The sequence below is a fragment of the Maridesulfovibrio bastinii DSM 16055 genome, from assembly GCF_000429985.1.
Taxonomy (GTDB): domain Bacteria; phylum Desulfobacterota; class Desulfovibrionia; order Desulfovibrionales; family Desulfovibrionaceae; genus Maridesulfovibrio; species Maridesulfovibrio bastinii.
This window is the reverse complement of record NZ_AUCX01000016.1, coordinates 1-12,137: the sequence shown is the minus strand read 5'-3', so window position 1 is coordinate 12,137 and position 12,137 is coordinate 1. Positions and strand designations below refer to the sequence as shown.

General features: G+C 44.1%; 10 protein-coding genes. 5 read left to right on the top strand and 5 right to left on the bottom strand.

Translation table 11 applies throughout. The features are described 5' to 3' along the window. The first annotated feature begins 12 nt into the window (after positions 1-12). Genes G496_RS19250 through G496_RS0108775 form a run of 3 tightly spaced genes read left to right on the top strand, consistent with a single transcriptional unit; the run spans position 13 to position 4,178 of the window. Positions 13-2,472, top strand: a complete 2,460-nt coding sequence (locus G496_RS19250) for a PEP/pyruvate-binding domain-containing protein (protein ID WP_051294936.1) — start codon at positions 13-15, stop codon at positions 2,470-2,472. Further along, positions 2,459-3,517: a protein-tyrosine phosphatase family protein gene (locus G496_RS0108780; protein WP_034632882.1), complete on the top strand. Its 1,059-nt coding sequence runs from the start codon at positions 2,459-2,461 to the stop codon at positions 3,515-3,517. The genes G496_RS19250 and G496_RS0108780 overlap by 14 nt, the downstream gene beginning before the upstream one ends. A gap of 43 nt (positions 3,518-3,560) precedes the next feature. Next, positions 3,561-4,178, top strand: a complete 618-nt coding sequence (locus tag G496_RS0108775; protein WP_027178956.1) for a LysE family translocator — start codon at positions 3,561-3,563, stop codon at positions 4,176-4,178. Between the two features lie 36 nt (positions 4,179-4,214). Here G496_RS0108775 and G496_RS19245 read toward each other — a convergent pair whose 3' ends face one another. From G496_RS19245 to G496_RS0108755, 4 genes are all read right to left on the bottom strand, one after another. After that, positions 4,215-5,354: a glycosyltransferase gene (locus tag G496_RS19245; protein WP_051294935.1), complete on the bottom strand. Its 1,140-nt coding sequence runs from the start codon at positions 5,352-5,354 to the stop codon at positions 4,215-4,217. A 118-nt stretch (positions 5,355-5,472) separates the two neighbouring features. Continuing rightward, positions 5,473-6,453, bottom strand: coding sequence for a flagellar motor switch protein FliM (gene fliM, locus G496_RS0108765; protein WP_027178955.1), 981 nt, complete (start codon positions 6,451-6,453; stop codon positions 5,473-5,475). 143 nt (positions 6,454-6,596) lie between these two features. Further along, the gene (locus G496_RS0108760) at positions 6,597-7,439 is read right to left on the bottom strand and encodes a M15 family metallopeptidase (protein WP_027178954.1); all 843 of its coding nucleotides are present in this window, start codon (positions 7,437-7,439) and stop codon (positions 6,597-6,599) included. A gap of 209 nt (positions 7,440-7,648) precedes the next feature. Beyond that, positions 7,649-8,035 (bottom strand): Ros/MucR family transcriptional regulator, encoded by a 387-nt coding sequence (locus G496_RS0108755; protein ID WP_027178953.1) that lies wholly within the window; start codon positions 8,033-8,035, stop codon positions 7,649-7,651. Positions 8,036-8,889: 854 nt separating this feature from the next. Here G496_RS0108755 and G496_RS0108750 point away from each other — a divergent pair. After that, a complete protein-coding gene (locus G496_RS0108750; RefSeq protein ID WP_027178952.1) occupies positions 8,890-10,323 on the top strand; it encodes a mannose-1-phosphate guanylyltransferase/mannose-6-phosphate isomerase in 1,434 nt (477 codons plus the stop codon). Positions 10,324-10,489: 166 nt separating this feature from the next. Continuing rightward, positions 10,490-11,746, top strand: a complete 1,257-nt coding sequence (locus tag G496_RS0108745; protein ID WP_027178951.1) for a response regulator — start codon at positions 10,490-10,492, stop codon at positions 11,744-11,746. Between the two features lie 117 nt (positions 11,747-11,863). Here G496_RS0108745 and G496_RS21425 read toward each other — a convergent pair. Beyond that, positions 11,864-12,137, bottom strand: a 274-nt coding sequence (locus G496_RS21425) for a transposase (protein ID WP_034632877.1), incomplete at its 5' end; no start/stop codon positions are given.

Genomic DNA, 12,137 nt, shown 5'->3' with positions numbered 1-12,137 from the left:
GAACGGAGTGTAATGCTTTTAAAATATTATATGCGGGAGTTGTTTTCTCCCGGCAAGGCTCTTAAAGCGAGATACGAAGATTTTAAAGTACTTCTGGTTGAAGATGACCGGAGTCTTGAATTTATAGCCGACCTTCAGGAAACTTTTTATGGAGTCCGTCCTGTTGATAAAGCAAGGGTCGGAAAACTCTATATGGGGCTTCTTGATTCCGTAGGCAGTATGACAGCCAGACTGGAGGCCATGCGCCCGCTGCGCTACCGCGTTCTGCGTGAAAAACTTACCGAGATTGATCGGCTTATTAAAGAAGAATTAAAAGAACCGGAACTTTCCGGTGAAGCCCCTTATACTATTTCACTGGAGCAGGCTGCCGGCAATTTTGATCTTGCCGGAGGTAAGGGTGCCAACTTAGGCAGAATTATTTCTGAAACAGATTTTAATGTTTTTTCAGGATTTGTAGTCACAACCCATGCCTGCAACCGTTTGATCAGTGAAAATGGTCTGCGTGAAAAAATAGATGCCGAACTTTCGGAAGCATTGTTATGCCGCCACAGTGAGTTGTTCAGCAGATGCGAACAGATGACCGACTATGTGATGAAAAGTGAAATTCCTCATGAAGTTATGAAAGCTGTGACACGCGGAGTTGAAAACCTTAAATCGGTTTACGGGGAGAATACCCTTTTTGCTGTTCGCAGCAGTGCGTGGGCTGAAGATGGCGAATTTTCATTTGCAGGCCAGTATGAAACTTTTTTGAATGTTCAGGCTGAGGATATTCCTTCAGCTTACCTTGGAGTTCTTGCTTCCAAGTATTCTCCGCGAGCTGTTACCTATCGTATCCTGCGCGGGCTTTCAGATGCTTCCACACCTATGGCTGTAGTGGTCATGCCCATGGTTGATGCTCAGGCGGCCGGAGTGGCTTATTCTTCCGATGCCGGAGGCTCGGGACGGCAGAATATCTCCGTCCACAGTGTTCCGGGGCTTGGGGAAGCACTTGTTGATGGAAGCCGCAACGCCGGAGTCTCCATTTTTAAACGGGATGACTCTCTTGAACTCCTAGACAGTTATGGGGAGTCAGGCATCGGCACAGAGTACTTGAAAACAGTTGCCGGAACTGCTCTTGAGCTGGAAAAGGTCTTTAAAACTCCTCAGGATGTAGAGTGGGCTGTTGATAAATCCGGAAATGTTTTTGTCCTGCAAAGTCGTCCGTTTCATCCTGAAGAAGAAGGCCCGCTAGAGGTTGATCTTGACGAAGAACCTATTTTGAGCGGTCTGGCCGGAATTTCCACAGGTTGGGGCAGTGGCAGAATTATTCGGCTGCATGATGCTCAGGACCCGGCTGAAGCCCCGAGAGGCTCAGTGGTAGTCTTTGAAACTCTGGCTCCCAACCTGACCAGATGTCTGGACCGGGTCGAAGCTGTTATCGGAACTTCCGGGGCCAGAGCGAGCCATTTTGCAACTGTTGCCCGTGAGTACGGGATACCGGTTGTTGTTGGTGACGGATACGAAATATCAGCCCTTGAAGACGGACAGCTTGTTACCGTGGACGCTCTCAACGGCATGATTTATCCGGGCAGGCAGGAATCACTTGTTGTTGCAGCCGAAGAACGCCGCAGAAAGGTGAGGGAAGATTCTCTTGCAAGGTATAACCGGCTGATACCGCTTATTACCACTCTTAATATGACTGATCCTGAAGCGGATAATTTCACTCAGGATGCGTGCTCCTCTATCCATGATATTATCAGGTTTACCCATGAAAAGGGTGTTAATGAAATGTTCAGGATTATCGGAGATTCCGGGCGTGGAATGTCGAGGTCCAGAAAGCTTAAAACAGATCTCCCGCTCACAGTCTACGTCCTTTCGCTGGACAGTGATTTTCCCGGCAGGCGTAAAGAAAGCTTGTCTATTGCAGATGTGGGCTGCCTGCCCATGCAGGAGCTCTGGAGCGGTATTGAGGCTGAAGAAACTGTGTGGGACAACAACATGCCGCATATGGACTGGGAGCGTTTTGATCAGGTCAGTGCCGGTATTTTCAGCAGTGAGTCCCATTTTCTATCCAGTTATGCTCTTGTCGCTTCAGACTATGTGCATATGATGATCCGTTTCGGGTATCATTTTTCAATAATTGATTCTGTTTGCGGAACCGAATCCAAAAATAATTATGTGAAGTTCCGTTTTAAAGGCGGTGGTGCTGATTTTGACGGCAGACTGCTGAGGTTGAGTTTTATTGACCGGGTTTTAAGAGCCGGAGGTTTTTCCGTTACTCTGCGAAGCGATATGCTGGATGCTGAACTTTCCAGACAGGACGCGGATAAAACCACGAGAGCACTAAATCTGCTCGGCAGAGTTCTGGCAAGAACAAGAATGCTGGATATGAAACTCTCGGATATGGGCGATGTGGACAATATGGCTGATGAATTTATAGAAAATTTATACAGCTTTAAAGTCCTGAGGGTGGATGGCGATGAAGATCAATAAGCGGACCGGAATTTCGTGGGTCTCTGAAAGTCTTGCCATCGGCCCGGCTCCAATGTCTTACAGGCAGCTTGATGAGCTTACTGAAATGGGGGTTGGAGCAATACTTAATTTATGCGCGGAGTTTCCTGATCTGCCGCAGATTCAGCGTGATGCCGGATTTGATGTCTTTTATCTTCCGGTCTTTGATGAGGAGGCCCCGGACATAGCGGAGATGGATAAAGCCCTTGCATGGCTTGATGAAGCTATTTATCTGGGTAAAAAAGCCTATATCCACTGCCGTTACGGGATCGGAAGAACCGGTACTCTCCTGAATGCTTTTATGCTGCGCAGAGGGCTTGGGCATAAACTTGCCTCAAAAGAACTCAAGAGGTTGAGATCCAGACCGGAAAGTTTTGATCAGTGGTGGTCGCTCAGGAAATACGGGCGTAAAAGTGGAAAGCTCACAGTACGTCAGCCTTGTCTGGAGCTTAAAAACAAGGTCGATCTGGCACCTTTTTTCCGGGATTACGACAAGCTCGTTGCACAGGCTGATGATCTTATTGCGCTGTCGCTTAAAGCGGAGCGATGCGGCTGCGGACATACTATGTGCTGTCGGACTCCTGTTGTTTTAACTCTCGCGGAAGCTGTTTATCTTGGAACAAAGGTCAATATTGAACTGTGCAGCGAAGGAAGAATGAATCTTATTGAAAGGGCTGCTGAAGTTGCCAGCAGGGAGAGAGAGGCCCGTGCTGAAATCGGCGATAATGAGTTCTGTCTAAGCGATTCCGGGTCTGTCTGTCCGCTTTTAAATGAGGGGGAATGTCTGCTTTATTGCTTCAGACCTTTGCAATGCAGAACGTTTGAGCTTGAAACAGATTTAAAGGAAGAATTCTGGTCCGAGGTGGTTCAACCCGGACTTGATATGCTCTCAAGGCAGATATTTTTCGCTTATTTTTCTAAATTCCCGGAAGAAAAACTACCCGTGTTCTCCCTGCCTGATGTTGTTTCCGGAAGGTATGTGCAGGTCTTTTTCCATCTGATCATGGATCTTGGGCTGTGCAGATAATTTTTTTATATAAAAGGATTGAGCATCTAAATAAGAGGTGGATATGATCAGCTTTCAGTTTTTAATAACATCCTTACTGGTTGTCCTTATGCCGGGAACAGGAGTTATTTACACTGTCTCCAGCGGATTGTTTCAGGGAAGGAAAGCAAGCATTGCTGCCGCAGCAGGTTGTACTGCCGGAATAATTCCTCACTTATGTGCTTCTGTTCTGGGGCTTGCAGCTATTTTGCATACCAGCGCGGTACTTTTTCAGATGGTTAAATATGCCGGAGCGTTATATCTGCTGTATATGGCATGGGCCACATGGCGTGATAAGGAAGGGCTTTCGTTCAAAAATCAGGATGAAAGTAAAAAACTTTTTCAGATTGCCAGACGCGGTTTTCTGATAAATATATTAAACCCCAAGCTGTCTATATTTTTTCTGGCTTTTCTGCCTCTTTTCGTCCCACATAATGCTGTTGCGCCGACATTTGATATGCTTGTATTAAGTGCTGTTTTTATGCTGATGACTTTTGTTGTTTTTGTGGGTTACGGGCTTTTTGCTACTGCCGTTCGTGACAGGGTTGTAAAATCTCCCAATGTTATACGCTGGGTTCAAAGGTCTTTTGCCGTGGCATTTGCTTCATTTGGAATCAAGCTTGCCATGATTGAGCAGGAGTAAAGATTAAATCAGTCCGGCCAGACTTGGATTGAAAAATTATGGTTCAAGGGAGCTGATATCCGTGCGTAGTTTATCGCTGGCTGAACCATAATTTTCCGCCCGCGTAATCTGCCTGAGATCGTGTAAGGTTTTATTCATAAAATTCTGGACCGGGCTGGCTGTATCCAGATCCGGCTGGCGTCTGATAAGACTCGGGTCGTGGACCAGCTTTTGATAAACATCCTCATAAAATCCAACCATTTTTTTGTCGGACCAGTATTTTTTCAGCCAATTTCGGCTGTGCTCTCCAATATCCCGCATTAATTCCTTGTGGTTCATAAGATAAGCCAGCACCGCTTCAGCTTCTTCAAAACGGGTATTGATGTGCGGTTCATGATCTGATCCGGAAAAGTAGCGCATAAGCATTTTAGCGCGTGAATCCATATAGGAGAGTACCGGCTTGGCCATTGCCAGACCTTCAAGCCCTGTCAGGTGGTAGCTTCCGGTAGCCATGTCATCAAGTACAATGGCACTCTGTCTCTTGTATGTCATTACTTCTGTAAATGGAGAAAAAGAAGCTGTCTTAATTCTGCATGCTGTCTTCTGTTCCAGCCGTTCCAGCATGGCCTTGGTCTCAGGCATTCCCTTGGTATCCCAGCGGGCATCAAATGCTCCGCAATTCTGGGTGGAGCTGTAAAATATGTCCCACTTCAGTTCATTTTCTTCTACGGGAAGGTAAAGCTCCTCATCCTGAGGTACAAAGTTGGGAACAACCATCGCCTGTGGAAAATATCTTTCAGGATATTGGGCTATTACGAGCGAAGGAATGTTCTGAGCAAGCAGCTCTTTCACGCTGATTTTAAGCTGCTTGGCAATCAGTGCCGGAGTCGAGTGGAACTGTCTGACAAAAAAAGTACCTTTTTTATGCAGCTCGCGAAAATTGATAGGGGCAAAAAATTTTGAATCAAAATCAAGGTAGTTGTGCAGGTGGATTATATCTGCTGAATAGGCCAGTTCAATGGCTTCATCTTGCTGCTTGTTGAAGGATATGTCGTAACCGAAGTAGTAATTGCCTCTGTTATAGTCGTCTTTAAGATCAATGAGATGGACTTCATGCTCAGTGTATTTTTGCAATGCCTGAACAAGCCTGAGGGGCATTCCTGCCAGCGGTGTAGTTGAGAAATGTACTATTTTCATTTGGTTGACAGCTTGTGATGAAAAGAATCCGGTATAAAAATGCAGCTAATCCATATTTCGGGAAACAGAGTTACTGTATGGTGCGAAGAAAGAAAAAATTGTCAGCAGGACGAATGCCTTATGTAAGTTTCGGCTCGATGGTTTTGACAACCTGAAAAGATTTGTTCGCCTTGACCCGTCCGGGAACGCCCATATATTTCAGAACGCCCTCAACTTCGCATTCGATCAGATCTTCCTCGTCAGTATCAAGCAGCAGCAGATCGCCTACTTCAAGGTTAAGCAACTGCCGTCCTGTGATTTTTGTCTTCCCAAGACGGACTACCAGTTCAACCGGTGTTTCCAGCAGTCTCTCCTTGAATCTGCTGACCCACACATGGTCGACTTCAAGTCTTTCTGACTGGAATGAAGCGTGCAATTTTGAGCGGATAGGTTCCAGCGTTGAATACGGCAGGCAGACAATAAGCGAACCAATGGCGTTTTCAAGCTCCACTTCAAAAGTTATGACAATGACAACATCAGAGGGTGGAACAATTGCCGCAAACTGAGGGTTTACTTCTGAGCGGACAAGTTCAAGGTGTACTTCATGCACAGGACGCCATGAATCTTCAAGGTTTGAAAGGGCTATTTTTACGACTCTGTCGACAATAGCCTGTTCAATTGCGGTGAAGTCCCGGCCTTCAACTTTTGGCTGTGAACCGGAACCGCCGAAAAAGCTTTCAACCAGTGCAAAGACGAGTCTTGAATCGACAACCAGAATAGCGTTTCCGCGCAGGGGTTCCATTTTAAAAATTGAGAGTGAAGTCGGAACCGGAAGGGAGCGCATGAAATCCCCGAATTTTGACATGTCAATGGAGATAGGGTTGATATCAACCCTTTTGCGCATGGTGTTGGCAAGATTATTGGTGGCAAGTCGCGCGAAACGGTCGTTAACAATTTCGAGGACAGGCATACGACCGCGGATGATGCGGTCCTGGTTGGCGAGGTCAAAAGCGACAATCCCGGAATCATCTTCCGGTATGTCCTGTTCCGCTTCGACTTCTCCGCCTGAGAGTCCTCTCAACAGCGCATCGACTTCGTCCTGCTGTAGAATCTTGCTCATTTATTCAGGGCCTATACGTTTGGCAAAGGTTTAAGGCTTTTCAGGGCCTTTTATTAATTGAGTTACTATTTATTTGTCTATCTGTTTTGAACATCAATGTAAATGTGCTCTATAAAGCATATCGGACCGTGAGCTGACAGACTTTATACTTTAGCATCTTTTACTTTTATATGCCACGGTTCATACCGGACCCCCAGCATATTGTCTTGTGGATAGCGCAGTTTTAAATAGCCGAGTTGCTGGAGTTTACGGCATGTTTCAGTTTCGGTGAATTTTATACTGAAATTGGCTGCACCAAGATTGCTCTGCCCGACATCAAAGTCTCCGACACCGTGAAAGGAATATCCCGGAGGAGCCAGAGAGCGGGAGGCCAGAGACAGGTTTCCCCCGTTTTTATGGGCTTTATCCAGAAAAAGAAGAAATTGTTTCATAATTCCTCTTACTCCGGATGTCAGCATCACGGTACTGCCAAGCTGCTTTTTTATATGTCTGAATGTTTCTTCCGGCCTGCCCCTGTAAAGATAGTTACCTGTACCTCTGATTTTGATGACCTTTTTCTTTCTAATTTCGCCGGTCAGTGAGCTTAGCGGTTTGTCTCCCATAAAACCGTACTCAGAAGCTTTGGTATGGAAGATTTCATCAAGGAAATTTTTTTCCTGCTTTGTAAAACTGCCTATTGAAGAGTAGCGTCCGGCATAAATTATCGCGGAATCAAAACCTATAAGATAAAAATTACCAAATCCGATTGTATGCTGGACTCTTTTGAGTCTTGCCAGTGAACTTTTAAGAAGAGCCTGTTTTTTGGGCGAGAGGATAATGTCGCCTTTATGAGGGGAGTCGAAATCCTTCATCCGGTGCAGATAGTCCTTTATCTCCGAGCCGCCGAGAGGCATTTCCGTGCCGGCGAGGACATTCTCCGGCATCGACAGGGATGCGAGGGATGCGGCTGCCGCACTTATAATTTTTATGAAATTTCTTCTGTTCATAATAAACCCTGCACTCAAACGGACATGATGATGTGAAGATGGGAGTATTTTATCACGCTTCGTCTGAACATAAAACCTGCTTGAAATATAATTTTTTGGAAAAGTGACCCTGATTTAGATATAAAAAAACAGGGTCCAACATCTGCCTAGGCATTTGTTGGACCCTGTTCTGATGATTTTAGAAACTGTAATAGTTAAAACTATTCAGACTATTTGCCTCTTTTAGTCCAGAGTTTCATTTCTTTCATTTTTTTGCGGCGTTCACGCTGCAGTGATTTGCAGACCAGGGGAGTTTTCTTTTTGAGGCCGAATTTCTCCCTGTATTCATCTGCAGTGAGACCGTGAGAAGCAAGGTGCTTTTTAGTGATAATCTTAAAAGATTTACCGCATTCACAGCAGACAATGCTTTTTTCTTTGATGGATTTTTTAGGATCGCATGCAGGTTCTGTCTCACTGGGCATATTCTGATTGTCTGCAATTGCCTGAATACCGGAAGACAGTTTACGAACCATAGAGGTCATTTCCTCTTCAGTCATAGTCCTGACACTTGCCTGGGCCTTAACGATTTCCAGAGCTTCTTTAATGTAATCTTCCACGTGATATCTCCTTCAATACATATTATTTCAAAATGAATCGTCGATTGTTATAGAGGTCCGATAGAATACTTTTATATGGCTGTCAAACTTAGTTACAGTGTATATTATGCAAATTTTATATTAAAGATGCATTATTGTCTGTTTAAAAGTAAAGATGCATATATATAATTGTGCATTTTTTCTCATTATTAGGACATAAGTTTGATCAATGAAGAGACAGATTGGATAGTTTAATCAATTTTAAGGAAATTATTAGAAATTGTAATTAAAAATAATAAATAATCTGCATCATTCAAGATCATTTATATTCTCGGTGTAAATAAAATAATAGTGTCTTGTAGTTTGCAATTATTGAATATTTGAATACTGGTAATAGTATTGTCTGTATTTCTAATTCTTCAAAATCGATTTTTACAGTAACATTTGGGTATTAACTGTTTTTTATTAATATCAAATGTTAAAACTGTACTTATAGTGAAGTTTCTTCAGAACATGGTCATGCTGCAAAGGTTTAACCCATATACGGGCCTGAGTGCCCGAGTCAAGGATTGATACATTTTTGTAGGCATTCTTGAAAGTATGATCTAATTTTCACAGACATGCTGTCGGGCAACCTGACCGGTCTTTTTTCCTGTTAACAGGTTCGCAGCAATTTGGGAAATAAAAATCGATTGTTATTTTATACTGTTTATTCAGGTTCAATGGAAATGTAATTTGCAAAGAGCATATACAGGGTTGATTAATTGAACTCTTCCAAATCTTTTCAGCTTGAAGTAATGATATCATGAATTTAAGACTGAATATTGGAATAGAGCTTAATAATATAGAAGTTTATTTTTAGGAAAGGAGATGCGGTGATAGTCCCGATTATTCTCTCAGGTGGAAGCGGAACGAGGCTCTGGCCTTTATCAAGGAAAAAATATCCCAAGCAGCTTCTTGATCTTGTCGGCGGAGGCTCACTCCTACAGAATACGGTAAGGCGCAGCCTGCCTCTTGAAGGTTCCGCTAAGCCCCTTATTGTCTGCAATGAAAGTTACAGGTTCATGGTGGCTGAGCAATTACGGCGTATCGATGTTGAGCCGGAAGCAATTTTTCTTGAACCTGAGGGACGCAATTCTGCCGCGGCTGTGGCTGTTGCCGCTTTTTATCTGACTGAGCGTGGTGATGAAACCGAACCTTTGATGCTGGTGATGCCTGCTGATCATAACTTCACCGATGATGCTGTTTTCAGAGAAGCCGTATCTCAGGCTGAAACCTACGCCCGGAACTGGAATCTTGTGACATTCGGTATCAAACCGCAATCCCCTGAAACCGGCTACGGATATATCAGGTTCGGTGAGCGTGCCGCTGAGGGACCGGGCTGCCGGGTCTCAAAATTTGTGGAAAAACCTGATCTTGAATCAGCCGAAAAATATCTGGAATCAGGAGATTATCTCTGGAATGGCGGATTTTTTCTTTTTACCCCCTCAGTATTTCTGAAAGCTCTTGAAGAGTATGAACCTGAAATCTACGCCTGCTGCCAATCCTCGGTACAAAAGGCTTTGTCAGATCTTGATTTTGTAAGGCTTGATGAAAAATCTTTCCTCTCGTCACCTTCCATTTCTATTGATTATGCCATCATGGAAAGAGCGGAGAATCTGGTTGTTGTTCCTGTTGACGGAGGATGGTCAGATATCGGCTCATGGGATTCACTTAAAGAGCAACTGCCAAATGATGAAAACGGCAATGCTATAGTGGGTGATGTGATCACTTCAAGCGTCAGCAACAGCTACATTCATTCTTCAGGAAGACTTGTAGGTGCTGTGGGGATGGATAAAGTTGTAATTGTTGAAACTTCTGATGCCGTCCTTGTTGCCAACCTTGATAGAGTGCAGGAAGTTCGCGGTCTTGTCAGCAGGCTGGAGGAGATGAAACGGGATGAAGTGTGCAGCCATAAAATTGTCAGCAGGCCGTGGGGATTCTATGAGAGTATTGATTTCGGCAACAGATTTCAGGTTAAGCGCATAACGGTGCGTCCCGGCGGGGTTTTGTCCCTTCAGCAGCACCACCACAGAGCGGAACACTGGGTTGTGGTCAACGGAATAGCTCAAATAAATATAGGTGATAAGGAAATGCTGCTTAAGGAAGACCAGTCCACCTATATTCCCATAGGAGAAAAGCACCGCCTCACAAATCCCGGAAAAATCGATCTGGAGCTTATTGAAGTGCAGACCGGAAGTTATCTCGGAGAGGATGATATCCTGCGTTTTGAAGATGTTTACGGACGGTCTGGTGAATCTTTTAAGTGATCTAATTCCTAATAATAAAGGCGAGTTTCAGTCGTCTTCCATGCTGATAATTATAATTGAAAAAGCCTTAACGTGTTGTGAAAGATTGATATCTAATTGCCACTTTTATTTTAACGTTGTATAAAACCATGATAAGGCCGAAAAGATCAGTCATGGAGGACTTGAAATGACCATATCCAGCAATGCCCATACTGTCCTAGTTGTTGAAAGCAGTAAATTGCAGGCGCGTATAATTACAGAACATATTGAAAGTGTTACTTCTTTTTATGTTCAAACCGCAGACTCCCTTGAAGAAGTTGAAGAGATTATCGCTACAGAGCGTGAATCAATTTTCATGGCGGTCATGAACCTGAATCTTAAAGACGCTCCTGACGGAGAAGCTGTTGACTATGTCCTTTCCAATAATATTCCATGTATCGTTTTAACCTCATCTTACAATTCAGAGCTTCGCAACAGATTTATTGAAAAAAATGTGCTGGACTATTTCAGGAAGGGCGTTCCTGAAGATATGGAAGAAATGGTGGACCTTATCCGGCGTATTCACAATAACAGTTCCGTAAAGGTGCTTATTGTGGATGACTCGTCCACCGGAAGGTTTGTAATGCGCAGCCTTCTTGAAAGACAGAATTTCAATGTCCTTGAGGCTGAAGACGGACAGGCCGCTCTTGAAGTTGTAAATCAGCATCCTGATTTGAGTTTGATGTTGACAGATTATGAAATGCCCAGAATGGACGGATTTGAGCTGGTAACAAAAGTCCGTGAAATTCATTCAAGGGATAATCTGGCTATTTTAGGTGTGTCCGGCCATGACTCGGGAGCTATTACCGCCAAGTTCTTAAAACGCGGCACAAATGATTTTCTTAAAAAACCTTTTGAGGTGGAAGAATTTTCATGGCGCGTGACTAATAATCTCAACGAGCTTGAAAGAATTCGCGGCATTAAGGATGCCTACAGCAAGGATACAGTTACCGGATTCTATAACCTTCCTTATTTTCTTGAAAATGGAAGGCCGATCTACTCATCCGGTTCCGGGACGGCAGAGGCTCCTGCCCTTGCTTACATTGCTCTGGATGAGGTTATGGAAGTTAATTCAAGGTATGGCTGGGATGCCGGAAGTCAGGCTCTGACAAGAGTAGCCGCGTTGCTGGAACAGCGTTCTCTGGGATGGATTTTGAGTGCCAGAAGCGGGAATGGTTTTTTTGTGATGGCTAATGATGGTCAGAAGTTGAAGGCTGAGCTTGAATCAGCTCAGGCTGCTGTGGCCAAATCAGCAATAAAGGTCGGAGATTCACGTTTCAATATTTCGGTTTCATGCGTCATGACATCCTCAACTTTTAAGAATCTGGATGAGGCTATGAGTAATCTTGCTGACAGGATTATAAAAGTTCAGGTCGGCGGTGGTGGCGGATTTGCTCTGGTTTAAAATGAAATTTTTTAATGTAAATAAAAATCCCGCTTTATTTAAAGCGGGATTTCAGATTGCTGACTAACCCCGTTTTTTTTAAAAGCGGGGTTTTATTACGCCCTATTTCTGTTCGATTTAGTTTGAAAAATTTAAATTTGGTCGATCAAATCCCAAGTTCGAAGCAAAACAGTGAACGGAACTCTCTTTGAAGGCAATAGTTTTAAAAATATCAGAAAATATGCGTCTAGCGCTTAGGATAAGCGCTATTTTCTTCATGTTTTGGCAGGCTGCGCAGAGGAGACTTTGTTCTTGAGCCTTCGAGAGGCCGCGCATTCTGGCATAGCGATGTCCGTGAAGCTCTTTTGCATCAGCAAAACTACGCTCAACGGTTTCTTTTCGACGTTTGTAA